6 protein-coding genes (1 of these 6 cut by a window edge) are annotated in these 18078 nt (G+C 68.7%); 3 read left to right on the forward strand and 3 right to left on the reverse strand.

Annotation, left to right across the window (positions count from 1 at the left end; genetic code table 11):
• Positions 1-6293: the 3' portion of an SDR family NAD(P)-dependent oxidoreductase gene (locus QHF89_RS20570; RefSeq protein ID WP_136966520.1), read on the forward strand. 334 nt of this gene lie to the left of the window's left edge; only the last 6293 of its 6627 coding nucleotides appear in the window; the start codon falls outside the window, past its left edge; its stop codon occupies positions 6291-6293.
• Positions 6290-9580, forward strand: a complete 3291-nt coding sequence (locus QHF89_RS20575; protein WP_136966519.1) for a type I polyketide synthase — start codon at positions 6290-6292, stop codon at positions 9578-9580. Before QHF89_RS20570 ends, QHF89_RS20575 begins: the two co-directional genes overlap by 4 nt.
• Here QHF89_RS20575 and QHF89_RS20580 read toward each other — a convergent pair.
• Positions 9577-15369 carry a type I polyketide synthase gene (locus QHF89_RS20580; protein WP_136966518.1) on the reverse strand — a complete coding sequence of 1931 codons (5793 nt, stop codon included), beginning with the start codon at positions 15367-15369 and terminating at the stop codon, positions 9577-9579. The two genes, QHF89_RS20575 and QHF89_RS20580, sit on opposite strands and share 4 nt — an antisense overlap.
• A gap of 147 nt (positions 15370-15516) precedes the next feature.
• The gene (locus QHF89_RS20585; protein ID WP_136966517.1) at positions 15517-15957 is read right to left on the reverse strand and encodes a hypothetical protein; all 441 of its coding nucleotides are present in this window, start codon (positions 15955-15957) and stop codon (positions 15517-15519) included.
• Between the two features lie 623 nt (positions 15958-16580).
• On the opposite strand from QHF89_RS20585, the gene QHF89_RS20590 reads away from it, so the two are divergent.
• Complete coding sequence (locus tag QHF89_RS20590) at positions 16581-17030, forward strand: hypothetical protein (protein WP_136926972.1); 450 nt, start codon at positions 16581-16583, stop codon at positions 17028-17030.
• On the opposite strand, the gene QHF89_RS20595 is transcribed toward QHF89_RS20590, so the two are convergent.
• A complete protein-coding gene (locus tag QHF89_RS20595) occupies positions 17027-17998 on the reverse strand; it encodes a terpene synthase family protein (protein WP_136966516.1) in 972 nt (323 codons plus the stop codon). The genes QHF89_RS20590 and QHF89_RS20595 overlap by 4 nt on opposite strands.
• Positions 17999-18078: the final 80 nt, after the last annotated feature.

Here is an 18078-nt window from a genome sequence, read left to right on the forward strand (position 1 = left end):
AGGCACAGAGCCTGGATCCGCAGCAGCGCCTCCTGCTCGAAGTGGTGTGGGAGGCGCTGGAGGACGGCGGGCAACGCCCCGACGCGCTCATGGGCAGCCGGACGGGCGTCTTCGTCGGGATCGGGACGCTCGATTATCAGCAGCGTATCGTTTCCGTCGGGCCGGGGGCCCTCGACACGTATTCGGCCACGGGGAACCTCGGGAGCACGGCGGGAGGCCGGCTCGCCTTCACGCTCGGCCTCGTCGGGCCTTGCATCACCGTGGACACGGCATGCTCGTCGTCGCTCGTCGCGACACACCTCGCCTGCCAGAGCTTGCGGAGCGGCGAGTGTGACGTCGCGATCGTGGCCGGCGCCAATGCGCTGGTATCGCCCTTCACGATGACCATGCTCTCGCACATGCGGGCGCTGTCGCCGGATGGGCGCTGCAAGACGTTCGACGCGCGGGCAAACGGCTACGTGCGGGGCGAGGGGTGCGGGGTCGTGATCCTGAAACGCGCCTCGGACGCGCGCCGGGACGGCGATCGCATTCGCGCGTTGATCCGGGGCTCGGCGGTGAATCAGGATGGCCGGTCGACCGGTCTGACGACGCCGAACGTGCTCTCCCAGCAGGCGCTCCTGCAACAGGCGCTCGCGAATGCGCGGCTCACGCCTTCGCAGATCGGGTTCATCGAGGCGCACGGGACCGGGACCCCGCTGGGAGATCCCATCGAGCTCGACGCGCTGCGGGCCGTGTTCGGCGAGCCGCGCCCGGACGGATCGACGTGCGTGATCGGCGCTGTCAAGACGAACATTGGTCACCTGGAGGGGGCGGCCGGGATCGCGGGCCTCATCAAGGCGGCGCTGGCGCTCGAATACGAGGAGATCCCCGGGAATCTGCATTTCCGCGTGCTCAATCCGCGATGCGACATCGAGGGGACACCCTTCGTCCTGCCGACGGGGCCCGTGCCCTGGAAGAGGGGAATGGCGCCTCGTTTCGCGGGCATAAGCTCGTTCGGGATCAGCGGGACGAACGCGCACGTCATCCTAGAAGAGGCGCCGATTGAGCCCGAACCGACGCGGCCGTCGCCGCCCGTCGGACCGTTTTTGCTTCCGCTCAGCGCGAAGAGCTCGGGGGCGCTCCTCGCGCTCTCGAAGAAATACGCCGCGTGGATTGGATCCAAATCGGAGGAGGCGCTCTCCGACGTCACGCAAACGGCGAGCGAGCGCAGGGCTCATCACGAGTATCGCCTCGCGGTCGTGGGACGTACGAGCGCCGAGGTCGCGGAGGCGCTCGCGTCCTACGCGGCTGGGCAGGTTCGTCCGGGCGTCGCGCAGGGGCGCGTGCCGGTGCAGGGCGCGCCGAAGGTCGTATTCGTGTTCCCGGGTCAGGGTTCGCAATGGCTGGGGATGGGCCGGCAGCTCCTCGCGGAGGATCTCGCGTTTCGTCAGGCATTGGAGGCTTGTGACGCGGCGATTCGCGCCGAGGCTGGTTTTTCGGTCCTCGCGGAGCTCGCCGCGGATGAGGCGAGCGCGCGCCTCGGTGACATGGCCGTCGTGCAGCCGCTCCTGTTCGCGATCGAGGTCGCCCTCGTGGCCACGTGGCGCTCCTTCGGCGTCGAGCCCGATGTCGTCGTGGGCCATAGCATGGGCGAGGTGGCGGCGGCGCACGTCGCAGGCATCCTGAGCCTCGCGGATGCGGCGAAGGTGATTTGCCGGCGGAGCCGGCTCCTCAAGCGCGTGAGCGGCAAAGGAGCCATGGCGCTCGTGGAGCTCACGATGGCGGAGGCGGAGCAGGCGCTCGGGCCGCGAGCCGCTCGCCTCGGCATTGCGGCCCAGAATGGGCCTCGCTCGACCGTGTTGTCCGGGAACGCCGACGCGCTCGAAGAGGTTCTCGCCGAGCTTGGCAAGCGCGGCGTGTTTTTCCGCCGGGTGAAGGTCGACGTCGCCTCGCACAGCCCCGAGGTCGATCCCTTGCTCGGCGAGCTGCGGGAGGTGCTCGCGGAGGTGCGGCCGGGCCCGGCCGCGATTTCGATGCGCTCGACGGTGACGGGCGGGCTGCTCGCTGGTCCCGAGCTCGACGCGGGCTACTGGGTGCGGAACCTGCGTGAGCCGGTGCGGCTCTCGCAGGTCACGAGCGCGCTCCTCGGGGCGTCGCCATGTGTGTTCGTGGAAATCAGCCCGCACCCGATCCTCGTGGCGTCGATCGAGGAAAACCTGCACGAGGCGAACCGGGAGGGCGCGGCCATCGCCTCGCTCCGGCGAGAGTCGAACGAGCGGCGCGCCATGCTGGAGGCGCTGGCCGCTTTGTACACGCACGGCGTGGGCGTGCGGTCGGCCCCGCTCGACGCCGCGCGCCGGCCGATCGTGCCTCTGCCCTCCTATCCGTTTCAGCACGAACGATACTGGATCGAAATCGGGGAGCGACGCGGCCGCGCCGCTGCCGCTGCCGGCGCACATCCGCTCCTCGGCGCGCGCGTCTCCCCCGCAGCCGCGCCGGAGATCCATTGCTGGGAGGTGTGGATCGACGTGAAGTCGTTCCCCTATCTCGCGGACCACCGTGTCCAGGGGGAGATCGTGTTCCCCGGCGCGGGATACGTGGAAATGGCGCTCGCGGCGGCTGCGGAGGTCCTCGGCGAGAATGCGGCGCTGCTCGAGGATCTCTCGTTCGAGCAGATGCTCGCGCTGCCCTCCGAGGGCGGCCGCGTCGTGCAGGTGACGCTGATCCAGGAGGGCGGGGGTGCGGCGAGGGTCGTCATTGCGAGCCGTGAAGAGGGCGCGACGACGTGGGTGACGCACGCGCAGGGCAAGCTCCGCGTGGCCTCGGCGCCGGCCGTCGAGGTCGAATCGCGTCGCGCCGTCGAGGAGCGGTGCCCGACGCTTTTTGAGGGAGTGGAGCATTATGCGCGCATGGAGGCGCGCGGGCTCTCGTACGGCGAGCGCTTCCAGGGCGTCGTCCGGGGTCGCATGGGGGAAGGCGAGGTCGTCGCGTCGGTGCAAATGCCGGCGGGCCTCGACGGGGATGCGGAGGGCCATCGTCTGATGCCCGCGCTTCTCGACGCGTGTTTTCAGGCGGCGGCCTGGGCGATCGGGTCCTGGGTTTCTGGAAAGGAACCGTTTGTCCCCGTCAGCGTCTCGCGCGTCTCCGTGCACGGGCGTCTCGGTCGCGCGGTGTGGGTGCATGCGCGCCTCCTCGGCGGAGAGCGCGATGGCGCGCCGAGGCTATCGCTCCGCGTGATGGACGAGCGTGGCGCCTTGCGGGTCGAGATCGGCGAGCTCCGCCTGCAGCGCCTCCTTTCGAGCGCGGAGCAGGCGCGTGACCCTCTGGAGGGTTGCTCTTATGTCGTGGAATGGCGGAGGAAGGATCTCGAGCGAAGGCAAGCGCCTGCCGCCGCGGCCGCGAGCGGCGCCTGGCTCGTGATCGCGGACGCTGGAGGCAGGGGGGAGGCGATCGCGCAGCTCCTCCGGCAGCGCGGTGATGCCTGCGTCGAGGTCGCCCGTGGGCCGGGTCGGGAGCGGCTCGGACCGTCAGAATATCGGATTGACGTCACCGATCCGGACGCGCTGCGCTGGATGCTCGCCGAGGCGTTCGGCGGCCAGCGCGCCTGTCGTGGCGTCGTTTGCATGCAAGCGCTCGACGCCGCGCCGTGGAAGGACACGTCCGCCGATTCCCTCGGTGCCGACCTGCGCGGCGGCCTGCTCGGGACGCTGCGGGTGACGCAGGCTATTCTGCGCCACGGATTCAGGGATCGACCGAAGCTCTTCCTCGTGACGTGCGGCGCGCAGGCGGCAGGGCGGGACGCGCGCTCCCTCGCTGTGTCGCAATCGCCCTTGTGGGGGTTTGGCAGGACGCTCGCCATCGAGAACCCCGAGCTCGAATGCACGCGGATCGATCTGCCGGCGCAGCCGGGCGAGGACGACGCCGCGCGGCTCCTCTATGAAGTCGTCGAGGGCGACGGCGAGGACGAGATCGCGCTCCGGAGCGAAGGTCGTTACGTCGCGCGCCTCGTGCGCGCGGATCTCTCGGCGAAGGCGACGGAGGAGGCGGCCACGCGTCGGGAGCCCGCGGCCGGGAGGCCCTTCCGGCTGGAGATTCCCGAGCCGGGCGTGCTCGACCGATTCACGTTGCGCCCCGTGACGCGCAGGCAGCCCAGCCGGGGCGAGGTGGAAATCGAGGTCGAGGCGGCGGGCCTCAATTTCATCGACGTGCTCAAGGCCATGGGCATTTATCCCGGAATGGACGGGACGGCGCCGCTGCTCGGCGGGGAATGCGCCGGGCGGATCGTGGCGGTGGGCGAGGGTGTGGAGGGCCTGCACCCCGGGCAGGAGGTCATCGCGGCTGTGATGGGCGCGTTCGCGACGCACGTGGTCGCGAAGGCAGCGTTCGTCGTTCCGAAGCCGCCGGGGCTCTCGTTCGAGCAAGCAGCGGCGATTCCTGGCGTCTTCACGACGGTGCATTATGCGCTGCGGGACGTGGGGCGCGCGCGCCGAGGCGAGCGGATTCTCGTGCATTCGGCGACGGGCGGCACGGGGCTCGCGGCTATCGTGGTGGCGCGGGCGCTCGGCCTCGAGGTCTTTGCCACGGCGGGCAGTGAGGAGCGGCGCGCGTACCTGCGCGCGATGGGCATCGAGCACGTGATGGACTCGCGGTCGCTCGGATTCGCGGACGAGATCATGCGCACCACGCGCGGAGCCGGCGTGGACCTTGTCCTGAACTCGCTGACGGGCGAGGCGATCGTCAAAGGACTCGAGGTGCTCGCGCCCTACGGGAGGTTCCTCGAACTCGGCAAGCGCGATATTTACGACAACCATCGCCTCGGGCTCCTGCCCTTCAAGAAGAGCCTGTCGTACACGGCCATCGATCTCGCCGGCATGAGCGTGGACGCCCCCGATACCTATGCGAGGCTGCTCCGGGAGGTCGTCGCCTCGCTCGAGGACGGGACGTACGCACCCCTGCCGATCGAGGTCCTGCCCGTGTCTCGCGCGGACGAGGCGTTCCGCCGGATGGCGCAGGCGCGGCACATCGGCAAGCTCGTCGTCCGGATGCGGGACGCAGAGGCGCAGGTCGACGCGACGCGTGCGTCCGCCGTGGCCGTGCGGAGCGATGGGACGTATCTCCTTACGGGCGGCCTCGGCGGTCTCGGCCTTTCCTTGTCGCAGTGGCTCGTGGATCGAGGGGCGCGGCACCTCGCGCTCGTGGGTCGCAGCGAGCCGTCCGAGGAGGCACGACAGATCCTTCAATCGATGCGGGACGCCGGAGCCGACGTGCGTACGTTCCGCGTCGACGTTTCGAATCGCGCGGCTGTGGAGGGGTTGATCGAGGCGGTGGAGCGGGACATGCCACCCTTGCGCGGTATCGTGCACGCGGCGGCGGTGCTCGCCGATCGGACGGTCGTGGAGATGGGCGAGGCCGATCTTTTCCTGCCGCTGGCCCCGAAGGTCCTCGGCGCGTGGAACCTGCACGCGGCGACCCGCGGGCGTGGCCTCGACATGTTCGTGCTTTATTCGTCGGCGGCCGGCCTGCTCGGAAATCCGGGGCAAGCGAGTTATGCCGCCGGGAACGTGTTCATGGACGCCCTCGCGCGCGCCCGCGTGGCGGAGGGGTTGCCGGGCATGAGCATTCAATGGGGGCCCTTCGCGGACGTTGGACTCGCGGCGGCCGAGGACAAACGCGGCAAGCGCCTCGCGACCCGCGGCATCGAGAGCTTGACGCCCGAGGAAGGGACGCGGCTCTTCGGTCGGCTCCTCGAGCGCTCCTTTGCGGAGATCGGGCTGTTCAAGCTGTCGATGCGCCAGTGGCTCGAATTCTATCCGCAGGCCTCGGGGCTCAGCTTTTTTTCCGAGCTCGAGCGCGAAGGCGACAAGCACGGCCCGGAAAAACCATCGGGCTTCCGCGAGGCCATCGTGCAGGCCGGGGCCGCCGAGCGGACGTCGATGCTCGAAGTGCACGTCATCGAGCAGATCGCGCGCGTGCTAAGGATGGACGTCTCGCGCATCGATCGCCGCGCGCCCTTCGCGAGCCTGGGTATGGACTCCTTGACGAGCCTGGAGCTGCGGAACCGGCTGGAAGCGAGCCTCGGAGAGCGGCTCTCGGCGGCGCTCCTGTTCACCTATTCCACGCCAGCCGCGCTCGCGGTCCACCTCATCGAGCGGATGGGCCCGTCGGGCCCGGCCGTGCCGGTCGTCGCGGAAGTGCCGCCTGCGCCTGCGCCTGCTCTCGCCCGCGACGAGGTCGCGGAGGGGACGATCGACGACGATATTCTTTCGGCGTTCGACGCGTCGCTTTCGCGCGTCAAGGCGGAGAATCTGCGATGAGCGCTCTGCTCGAAGAGTATCGGTCGCGCCTCCGCGAGGCGCTCTCGGTCATCAACGAGCTGAAATCACGCCTGGACACGGCGGAGCGCGCGTCCGTCGAGCCCATCGCGATCATCGGGATGTCGTGCCGATTCCCCGGTGGAGGGGGCGGCCCCGACCGGTTCTTCGATTCGCTTCTGCGCGGCGTCGACGCCGTCGGCGAGATTCCGCCGGAGCGATGGCCGAAGGAGGCGATCCCGGGGGATCGGCCCGAGGTGCGCTGGGCGGCGCTGCTCGACGATCTTTCCGGGTTCGACGCGGAGTTCTTCGGCATCGCACCCCGGGAAGCGCAGAGCCTCGATCCGCAGCAACGGCTCTTGCTCGAGGGCGCGTGGGAGGCGCTGGAGGACGCGGGGACGCGGCCGGACACGCTGTCCGGGAGCAAGACCGGGGTTTTCGTCGGTATATGCGCGTCAGACAACCAGCACCGTGTCCTGATCCGCGGCACGGATCAGTTCGACATGTACTGCGCCACCGGCAATGCCTACAGCACGGCGGCAGGCCGGATCTCGTTCGTCCTCGGCCTCCAGGGCCCGTGCATGTCGATCGATACGGCGTGCTCCTCGTCGCTGGTCGCCGTCGCCGAAGGCTGCCACAGCCTGCGCGCGGGTGACAGCGATCTCGTGATCGCCGCGGGGGTCAACGTGATTCTTTCGCCGCTCGCGATGGCCCTCCTCGCGGGCACGCAAGCGCTCTCGCCGGACGGTCGTTCGCGCGCGTTCGACGCGCGCGCGAACGGGTTCGTCCGAGGGGAGGGGTGCGGCGTCCTCGTGATGAAGCGTTTGTCGGACGCGATGCGCGATGGGGACCGCATTCAAGCGGTCATCCGCGGGTGGGCGGTGAACCAGGACGGCCGATCGACAGGGCTGACGACGCCCAACGTGCTGTCCCAGAAGGCGCTCCTCCGTCGTGCGCTGGAGCGCGCGCGCCTCGCGCCGTCGGACATCGGGTTTGTTGAGACGCACGGTACGGGTACGCCGCTCGGCGATCCGATCGAAATGGAGGCCTTGCGCGAGGTCCTCGGCGCTCCGCGGCCCGACGGATCGACCTGCGTGCTCGGCGCGGTCAAGACGAACATCGGGCACCTCGAAGGCGCGGCGGGGGTGGCGGGGATCATCAAGGCGGTGCTCGCGATGCGGCACGAGTGTATCCCCCGCAATCAGCACTTCCGGCGGCTCAACCCCCGCATTTCGCTGGACGGTACGTGCTTCGTCCTCCCCACCGAGAACGTACCCTGGCCGCACGGCGACAAGCCTCGGCGCGCGGGGGTGAGCTCATTTGGTATCAGTGGGACGAACGCGCACGTGATCCTCGAAGAACCGCCGCCCGAGGCGACGGCCGAGCGGCCCCGTGCCGAGGGGGCCCATTGGCTCGTTCTTTCGGCCCGGAGCAAGACGGCGCTCCCCGAGCTCGCGGGTGCCTATGCAGAGCGGCTCTCCACGGCCAGCGATGGCGAGCTCGCCGATATCACGTACACGGCGAGCGTGCGGCGCGTGCATCACGAGCATCGGCTCGTCGTGACGGGTCGAACCCGGCAGGAGCTCTCCGAGCAGCTCTCGGCCTTTGCGCGTGGAGAGGTTTCGCCCTCCTTGTCGCAAGGGAGCACCTCGCCTCATGGCGACCCGAAGGTCGTGATGGTGTTCTCGGGGCAGGGATCTCAATGGGCGGGGATGGGCCAGGATCTGCGGGGCGAGGTGGTCTTCTGGAAGAAGCTCGAGGAATGCGAAACGATCCTTCGGCGCTACGTTTCGTGGTCGCTGCTCGAAGAGCTCGCGGCGCCCGAGGCGCTCTCGCGGCTCGGGGAGACCGAGGTGGTGCAGCCGGCGCTGTTTTCGCTCCAGGTGAGCCTGACGGAGCTTTACGCATCCTGGGGGATCGTGCCGGGTGCGGTCGTGGGGCACAGCGTGGGTGAAATCGCGGCGGCGCACGTGTCGGGGGCGCTTTCGCTGGAGGAGGCGCTCCGGCTCGCCGTGTATCGCGGCCGCACCATGCAGAAGGCGACGGGCTTCGGGAAGATGATGGCCGTGGAGATCGACCGCGAGCGCGCGGAGCGAGTGCTTTCGGACTATGAGCAGCAGCTCTCGATCGCGGCCGTGAATGCACCGAATTCGGTCGTGCTCTCGGGCGAGGGCGCGGCGCTCGACGCCGTGGCGGCCCGCCTCGAAGCAGAAGGCGTGCCCTGCCGCTCCTTGCGGGTGAATTATGCGTTTCACAGCCCGCAAATAGAGCCTTTGAAGCGCGAGCTCGTGCAAGCGCTCGGGCGGATCGAGGCGGGACCGACGCGGATCCCCATGTTCAGTACGGTGACGGGCGCGCGGATCGATGGGCGTGATCTCGGCGCCGACTACTGGGGCGACAACATGCGGCAGCCCGTGCTGCTTTCGCGCGCGACGCAGGCTGCGATCGAGGGCGGCGGAGGCCTGCTTTTCGAGGTGAGTCCGCATCCGGTGCTGACCGCAAACCTGAGGCAATGCGTCGCGGCCCAGGGAGAGAAGGTGGACGTCGTTTACACGCTGAAGCGGCAGGCCGACGGGCGCCGCGCTGCGCTCGACGCGCTCGGCGCGCTTCACGTGAGGGGTTGCAGCGTGCATTGGGGCGCGCTTCACGGTGGCCGCGGTCGCAGCGTCTCGCTGCCGGCGTATCCCTGGCAGCGGGCTCGCCATTGGCTCGACGTCGATTTCGTCGCATCGAGCCTCGGCGACGCGGGCGACGCGAAAGCGCACGTCGCGACGCCGTCGCCGCCCGAGCGCGGGGCGCGGGGGCCGGCGAGTTTCCGCGCGACGCTCGCAATGGCGCTTCCCGGGGAACGGAGGGAGCTCGTGCAGGTGCACGTTGCGCGGCAGCTCGGGCTCGTGCTCGGGCAGGACCCCCATCGCATCGATCCGCGCGCGCCCTTCTCCAGCGTGGGCGTGGATTCGCTCATGGGCATGGAGCTCGGCAAACGGCTCGAAGCGACCGTCGAGGTATCGTTGCCGGCGACGTTCTTATTCGCCTATCCTACCGTGGAAGCGCTCGCGGAGCACCTCCTCGGTCAGCTCGACGTGATGGGCCCTCCCGCGACGAACCCGGAGCCCGACATTTCGAGCTTTGCGCCCGTTGCACCGCCCGTCGAAGTGGCGCCTCTCCTTTCGCCGAAGCCGGCTCCCACGCAGGAAGAGCTCACGGAAGGCGAGGTTGCGGTCCTGCTCGAAGCGAAGCTCGACGCGCTGGAGCGCTGGCTCGGCCTGGGATCGCAGCCGCTGCGCTAGGCCGGAGGTTCAGCGCGGGCTGGCTCGGCGAGAATGCGACGCAGGATCGCCGAAAGCTCGCGCACGTATGGCTCGAAGATCAGATTGAAGTGCGTGCCCGTCGTGTCGTGGATGTCCACGGGATAGGGTGACAGTGCGTCCCAGCCATACGCCTGACCGAGTCCTTCCAGCGATTGGGCCAGCCCGCCGGCCACCGTTCCGCGGGAGCGTATCAACGTGATGCGTCCGGACCAGGGCTTCAGGCGATAGGTGCGCAATGCCGCGTTGTGCGCAGCGACCACGGCTTGGAGCCGGTTCGATTCGCTGACGTCGTCGGGCAGCATGGCGGAGGTCGCCACGGCGCGCGCGATGTGGCGTGCTTGCTCGTCCGGGCCGAGGGACGAGAACATGGGATCGTCCGTGTAGCCGAGCCAGACCGCGAGCAGTTCCAGGAGCGACCCTTCGCGCCCGGCGACGGCCGCGGGGATGTCGATGAGGACGAGGCGCTCGACCTCCTCGCCTTCCTTCGTGAGCTGCTGTGCCATTTCGTAGGCGACGTAGGCGCCGAACGAATACCCGCCGATCTTGTACGGACCTCTGGGCTTCACGCTCCGGACGGCCTGCACGTACAGGGCGGCCATTTCCTCGATGCGATCGATCGGAGGCTCGTCGAGGTCGACGCCGCGCGCCTGGAGCCCGAAAAATGGCTGGTCGGGGCCCAGGTGGACGGCGAGTGTCTTGAAGACGAGGGCCATTCCATAGCCCGGGTGTACGCAAAAAAACGGCTCCTGCCTGCCCGTCGATCGTAATGGCAGCAGCGGGGAATACGCCCAGGGCCGGGAAAGGCCGGCGGCCTCCCTTGCGTGCGGGCTCGGTAGCAGCCTCGATGCGAGGTGCTCCGCGAGGGCAGAGACACTCGCATGTTCGAGCGTGACGCTCGCCGGGAGCGGCACGCCGAGGGCTCGCCCGAGGGCGGCGGCGAGCTGTACGCCCGCAATGGAGCCGAGCCCCAGGGAATCGAACGGCGCGTCGATTGCGACCGCGTCGAGCTCGTGTCCGAGCAGATGCGCAACCTGCTCCCGCACGAAGGTCGTGAGCAGCCGCCGGCCCGCCTGTGCCCCGGCGCGCGGGAGCCGATCGAGGAGGAACTCCGTGCCGCGGCGTCTGGCGTCGGAAGAGCCGTCGATTTCCCCCTGCTCCGCATCCATCCCCACGGCCGTCGCCGCCACCAAGCCGCTTTGGCCCATGGATCGATCGAGGGCCGCGCGGAGCGCGTCTCCCGAGAGCGGCGCGAGTCCCTCGTCCCACGCGGCTGCCGCGTCTCCGGGCGGCACGGCGTGCACGCTATGCGCGCGAAGCCCTTTGCTCCGTCGAAGGAAGGCCAGCGCGTCCGCGATCTCCTCGGCGAGGACCTCGTACGCGGAGCCCTTCGCTCCGCCGAGGGAAGACGCGGTGGAGAGGAGAACGAATTCAATCGAAGGATCCTGCGTCAGCTCGTCGAGGACGACGCCTGCCAGCGCGCTTCTGCGCACCAGGGTCTCGAAGGCCTGCGCGGCGCTCGGATCGAGCGGCGAATACCGCTCTGCCCATCCGTGATCGGCGTGCACCACGCCCGCGAGGGGGGCGTCGAGGCGTGCGAGGAGCGATTGCATGGCGTGCCGATCACAAGCGTCCGCCGATTCGACGCAGATCCGTGCGCCGAGCGCTTCGATTGCGCGCAAGGTGTCCACGGGGAGCTGCGCGTCTTTCTGGCGGCTCGAATCCACGAGCACGAGCGAGCGCGCGCCCCGCTCGACGAGCCACCGCGTGGCGCAGAGGCCGAGCCATCCGAGCCCTCCCGTCACGAGGTACGTTCCCTCGGGGCGCAGCGAGAGGGGGTTGTCCGAAAGAGGAGCTCGCAGCCGCGACAAACGCGTGCAGAGCCTCGTGCCGCCGCGGAATGCCATTCGATCTTCGTGGTCGTCTTGCGCGAGCGCCTGCGTGAGGTGCTCCACGTCGGCGGGGCTCGGCTCCGGATCGAGGTCGATGGAGCCTCCCCAGAGCCCCGGCGTTTCGAGCGCAAGCGCGCGACCGAGGCCGAGCAACGCCGCCGCCCCGAGCGAACCCGGCGGACCCGAAATGGCCTCGGCGCCCCGGGTCACGAACCAGAAGCGCGGAGGTCGCTCGTGGCTCGACGCAATCGTCGCCAGGTTGCGCGTGGTGACGAGCACGCGCATCCAGGCCTCGAGGGGCGCCTCTGCATGCATGGCGTCGAGGCTCCAGAGGTGTATGACGTCCGTGATGGAGCGATTGAGAGCGAGCACCACGTCGAGCCGCTCCGGCGCCTGCTCGAGCTCGTCACGGGTGAAAATCGTGCATGCGTGACCGCGCGCGAGCCAATGCTCCCGCGCCGCCTGCGCGAGGCCGCTCCGATCGGCGAGAATCAACCCATGGCGCTTCGGTGCCGTCTCTGCCGGTTCCGTGAGAGGTCGCGCGATCCAGGTGCGCTCGTGGAGAATGCGCGGGGCCGGATCCTTGCCCGACTCACGCAAGATGTCGAAAGGATGGGCGGCCGTGAGCGCGAGGCCACGAATCTCCGCGATCGTCGTCCCATCCGTGTCGAGCCACACGCCATCGACGGTCGCCTCCTCGGTATCGAGCCGCGTCCATACCAGCCGGAGCCACGTAGCCGAGGTGATGTTCGCGCCGTGTTGCAGGTGATCGAAGGAGCGAGCGCTCCAGGGCACGCCGGTCGCGGCTCTGTGCGTGCTCGACGCGAGCGCGATCGCGGCATGGACGAGATCCCGGGCGATCGCACCGGGGTTCGTCTCGGTGATGATGATGCGGGCGAGGCTCGACCGTTCCGCGGCGCCGACGCGCTCGTAATGAAAACCACGGGGAGACAGGCCGTTTCGCGCGAGGCGCCGGCGCACGAGGCTCGCTGGGATCTCGACGAGGTCGTCGAACCGCGGCGGCTCATGCGCGGGCGCAGGGAGCGCGGCCTTCTTCGCGGCGAGGGTCCCGGTCGCAATGCGCAGGAAGGGGGCGCCAGCGTGACTTCGGTGGTAAAATCGAATGAGCGTCGCGCCGCCCTCCGCTGGCTCGACGTGGGTCTGCAAAACCCCGCCGTCCTCGGCGAGGACGAGTCGCTCGACGGCGAGGCGCAAGGGACGGTCGTCATCGCCGGCTGAGCGCGCGAGGCTCGCGAGCGCCCCCAGGGACAGGACATCCACGAAGGCGAGGTGGTGCCTCCCAAGGCCGTCGATCGCGGCCGCGTCGAGCGTGCGCTCGAATCCACGGAGCAACGGCTGGTGTGCGAAGGGGACGAGCGGTCGACCGAGGAGCGATTGGCCCTCGGAGAAAGGCGTCTCGGCATTCGTGCGGTTCGCTGGGGCGCGCAGCCAAAATCGCTTTCGATCGAAGGGATACGTAGGCAGCCGGACGCGGCAGAGGTCGTACCCCTGGTGAATGTTTTGCCAATCCAGCGCGACGCCCCGCGTATAAAGCAGCCCGAGGGCGGAGAGGAGCACGTCCGCATCGGGCCTTCCTTCCTGCAAAGAGGCCACGGCCGAAGGTAGGAAGGGGCTTCTGGGAACGTCCGTGTTCGAGGGAGCGGGCTGCGGACCGAGCTCCAAGATTGCAGTGAAATCACGCGCATCGATGGCGGCGCCGGACGCGCGGACGGGGGTCCCGGCGCGTGCCCAGGCCCTCCAGCCTTCGAGGTCGGCGGGGAGGCCGTCGGGCCGCGATGCGAGGTGCAGCGCCGTCCGCGGAGGCTCGAAGCGAATCGGCTCGATCGTCTCTTCGAGCGGGACCGCGTTTTCCCACGCGAGCAGCAGTGAGATGGCCTCTTCGAGCCGCAAAATGCCCGCGAGGTGGGCCGCGAGGACCTCGCCGCTGCCCTCTCCGAGCGACGCGCTCGGGTAGACACCCCACGAGCGAAGGAGCTGCGCGACGGCGTATTGCAGGACGAAGCATCGCTGCCCCGGGGGGGACGTCGATTCCTCTCCGTTTTGCGTGAAGGTCGGGGCCACGTCGCGGCCGAGCCTGGCCCGGAGCGCCTCCTCGCAGGTGACCACGGCCTGGCGGAAGACGGGCTCCTTCTCGTAGAGAGCGCGACCGACGTGGGCCGCGACGGAGCGCTGGTGCGGGCAGGAAAAACCAATCCGGGGCTTTCGCGTGCTGCGCGGCGCGACGCCGCTCGATGCGTCCCGCGGGATCCCGCCCGCGGCGACGACGGCAAGGTCGTCGAGTAGTTTGTCCGGTGAACCGACGAGGAGCGCGAGGCGGTGCTCGAAATGGTTCCGTCCGACGGCGGCTGTGTAGCAGGCGTCGTCCACGCGGATGTCGGGGTGCTCGGCAAGGTGTGCGCGTAGCCGCTCCGCCGAGGCGCGGAGCGCGGCCGAAGTGCGGGCGGAGAGCGGCAGGAGATTCGTCTGCGCGCGCAGAGGCCGCTCGTCGCGTCTCGGGGCCGGGGCTTCCTCGACGACCACGTGTACGTTCGTGCCACTGAGGCCGGACGCGCTCACGCCGGCAATTCGTGGGGATTCGCCGCGCTTCCAGGGGACTTCGGCGACGGGGATGGTGAACGGCGTGTCCGTGAGGGAGATCCGCGGATTCAGCTTCTCGAAATGGAGATTGGGCGGGATGGCCTCGTGCTCCAGCGCGAGCACCGCCTTGACGAGGCCGGCGACGCCCGAGGCCGCTTCGGCGTGGCCGATGTTCGTCTTCAGCGATCCGAGGACGCACGTCGATCTGTCGGGTCGCGCAGCGCCGAGCACGGCGCGAAGCGCCTCGGCCTCGATGGCGTCGCCGAGGGGCGAGCCATTGCTGTGCATCTCCACGTAGCCCACGCGCGTAGGCGCCACGCGCGCCTCGCCGAGCGCGAGGCGCAGCGCCATGACCTGCGCGCTCACGCTCGGCGCCGTGGGGCTCTGCGCCCGCCCATTGTGGACGACGGCGGAGCCGCGGACGATGGCTCGTATGGGATCCCGCTGGCGCAAGGCATCCGAGAGCCGGCGCAGGACGACGATCCCGCACCCTTCGGACCGAACGTATCCATCGGCCGCGGCGTCGAAGGTCCTGCACTTGCCCTCGGACGACAGGATTTGTAGCGAGGAGAGGAGGTTCGAACCGCGCGGGTCGAGGATGAGGTTTACGCCCCCGGCGAGCGCGAGATCACACTCGCCGTCTCGCAATGCCCGGCAGGCGGCATGAACGGCCGCGAGGGCCGAGGAGCAGGCCGTATCGATACAAAGACTTGGCCCCCGCAGGTCGAGCAGGTGCGAGATCCGGCCCGCCGCGAGCGGCACGGCCGTGCCCGTGGCCAGGAGCCCCTCCGGTTCGTCGGACGCGGCGGACGACAGGCGCTCGTAATCGTGCAGCGTGATCCCGACGTAGACGCCCGTGCGGCTCCCTTCGAGCGAGGCGGCGGGGATGGTTGCGTCTTCCAGCGCCTCCCAGGCGACCTCGAGCAGGACCCGCTGCTGGGGATCCATGGCGGAGGCCTCGGCTGGGGGCAGGCCGAAGAACTCGGCGTCGAACTGGTCCACGCCGTCGAGGAGGCCCGCCCAGTGGGCGGCGGGGTGGGGCGCGGCGCTGGCGGTCCAGCGCTCTGGGATCGTCGAGCGGATGCCGTTCGTCCCGTCGCGCAGCTTTCGCCAGAACGTCTCAGGGTCGATGCCTCCGCCGGGCAAACGGCATGCGATTCCGACGATCGCGATGGCCTCATTCTTGGCCCGCTCGGCTTCGGCGAGCCGCACCTCCATCTGCTCGAGCACGTGAAGCGCGCGCCCGAGAAGGGAAGCGGAATCCGCGCGACCGTGCGTCACGTCACCGCCATGAGGGGAAAGCGAAAGAGCGCTCGAGGGGCAACGCGTCGGTGCATGACTCGTTGGCGCTCATCTTCCGAAGGAGCGTGGGATCTACCGGGGTCACGTGGGCATCGGCGGTCGTGAGCGATGACGACCGGCGACGATCTACGGCAGCGTCCAGCCAGCCTGCAGGGCGTTGCGCGACATCTCGGAGTTGTAGTTGGCCCACCACTCCCGGAGGTACGAACTCGCCGGACCCTGGTGCTCGGCTGAGATGTGGGGCACGACTTCGGCGTGCACGGTGACCGCGTTCCACGTGGCGTACCAGATCATGGCGAGGAGGTTCTCGCCCTGGGAGATCTGCGAGGGAACCACGGCACCCATGTACGTCGCCAGGGCTTCGGTGCCCTTGTTGTCGAGCTCCTCCGCCATCATGGCGTGCAGGCTCATGAGGAACTGCTCGAGGTCTGCGGCAGTGTACCGGATCCGGACGTTCGGATCTTTTTGCGCACGATCGGCCATGGCCTGCGCCACGACCTTGATCTTGGACCTGAAGACAGACAGCAGCTCAGTTGCCCACGCTTCCATGACAGCGACCCGTAGCATGGACCAACCGTCGACACAAGACTGACCGGGGGAGGCTCCTGGGGGCTTGAAATACGCGCCCCAAAGCAGGTGTGTCGGCGTGGAGCTCAAGGCGTGCGCGGTGCGGGAGGGGGTGTCGGGCGATCGTCGGCGGGGGCGCGTCGCGAGAGGAGAGGCGCGGCCAAACGTATTCGTCGGGCGTGGCGCTTGCGGCTTGTCGGGCATTTCGGGTTGAATGCGATTGCAGAAGCGCGGCGCCAGCCCTCATTCGATGGCGCGGGTGGAAGGAGGCGGTGCGCGGGTAAGGGATTTTTGTCTTGACGTGGATTTTTGAATGTGGGGTGGTATGTTGTCGGGTCGATTGGGATATGTCGCCGCGGGCTCCGTACGTGACGAACAGGAGGCGCCTGCTTGCTCGCCAGGAGCGAAATTCTCTAGACAAACGGGTTTCCGAGGCGCGCATCGCGCATGCAGGATCTCACGGCTGTGGCGGCGCCGGGAGCGACGAGGTCCGCGGGCGTCGCTTCGCACCCTCACTGCATGGGTCAGAAATGTGAGATGGATCGCGTTGCGATGTGCGGGCTGCCCGGATGACCGAGGCGAACACCATATTACCCTGCGCGGACAATGTGGTAGCATGCGCCATGCTCACCGAAGGCGATCGCCTGCAGCTCGCTCGGTTCATCCAAGCGAACGTCGAAAAGTACACGGACGCGCTCGTCCGTGCCGTCGAGCTCACCCAGGCGAAGGATTACCGGCGCGAGGATCTGAAGCAGATCATCGCTGGGTACGTCGCGATCATGTCCGAGGCCCTGGTCGAGAAGAGCAACGACAAGCGCTCGTTCTACCTCGAGACGGTCATCCCCGGCCTCGTCACGAACGGGGAGGCGCTGCCGAAGCTCCTTTACGGCGCGGCGAGCGTTAGCCTGATCATCTCGATGGATGTGATGCACGGATTCCCCTCCGCCTCGCCGAGCGATCTTTCCGACTGGGTTGCCGATTATTTTGCGTCGTTTTTACGCGACATGATGGGCTCCGCCCTCACGACCGCGATGCAGACCCCGGCGCTCCTCGCGCAGATGGCGAGCAGCTAGCCCGACGAGCCTTCTTCTCGCGCGACGGCGACCTTGGGCGGCAATGTGGGAGAGACTTGATACCGCCCATTTTCGTAGGCCCAATCGAGATGGCCACGCAGCAGATGCCCGAGCGCGGTGACGAAGCGGCGCGTGCCCTCGTCCGGATCGTCGTGGCGTAGGCGCTCCGCGAGCTGGAACCATTGGCGCATGCGCTCGTTGTGCATGCCAACCACCAGCTCCTCGGCTTGCGCGGCGCCGATTTTTTTCTCCCGCATGAGCACGAGCACGAGGTTGTGGTAATCGCCCTCGTCGAGCTCCCGCGCATACGTGAACAGGTCGTTCGCCATTCCCACGAGCGAGCAAGCCTGGCCTTCGAGCCGCGCGACGTCCGGCCGCATCCGGGCCGCCGTCCCCGCGGGCCGTGCACGATCCGCGTCGGCGAGCTCGATCAGCGGAGAAAGACCAATCGTGGTCTTCCGCGCCTCCAAATAAAGCTCTGCGTGCGGGACGAACCGGTTTTTTCGATTGATCGCCTCCCAGGCAAAACCGGCGAACAGATCCGCCACCTTGTCGGCGAAACGAGCGAACCAGGCCTCCGAGAACATGCTCGTCATCCGGAGCCGAAGATCCTCGAACGCGCTCCCCATCGGGACATCCCCTTGCGACGGTTCGGTTCCGCGCAGGACGTTCACCTGCCGACCCAGCAAGAGCGCGGTATCGATCGGATGCACCTCCGGCCGCTCGCTCAGGTCGTCCGTCAGGAAAAACAGCACGAGCCAATCCGTCGCGATTCGCAGGGCATCGGCGCTCGCGTCGGGAAAGAATCGCGCGCCGAGCGTTCCGAGCTGAATTTTTTCGAGCCGTGTGTAGAGGGCTTCCGTCGGGAGAAGCTCGTGGCGCCGCGCCCACCCGAGGCTCGCGGCCTGCGCCTCGGCGCCGTTGGGATTGAGCGCCGAAGGTAACGGACAATAGATGGCAGAACTCATGAGACTCATGAGGCCCTCCTGGCGCGTGGGCGTTATGCCAATGATTCCAGCATCGAGTAGACCCGAGAAAAACCTCGAAG

Origin of the sequence: Polyangium sorediatum (assembly GCF_029946465.1) — a bacterium.
In the GTDB taxonomy this organism is placed as follows: Bacteria; Myxococcota_A; Polyangia; order Polyangiales; family Polyangiaceae; genus Polyangium; species Polyangium fumosum.

Bases quoted from the DNA above. Each gene is read 5' to 3' on its own strand.
- QHF89_RS20595 (WP_136966516.1), bottom strand. From the start codon at position 17,998: ATGAGTTCTGCCATCTATTGTCCGTTACCTTCGGCGCTCAATCCCAAC.
- QHF89_RS20590 (WP_136926972.1), top strand. From the start codon at position 16,581: ATGCTCACCGAAGGCGATCGCCTGCAGCTCGCTCGGTTCATCCAAGCG.
- QHF89_RS20585 (WP_136966517.1), bottom strand. From the start codon at position 15,957: ATGCTACGGGTCGCTGTCATGGAAGCGTGGGCAACTGAGCTGCTGTCT.
- QHF89_RS20575 (WP_136966519.1), top strand. From the start codon at position 6,290: ATGAGCGCTCTGCTCGAAGAGTATCGGTCGCGCCTCCGCGAGGCGCTC.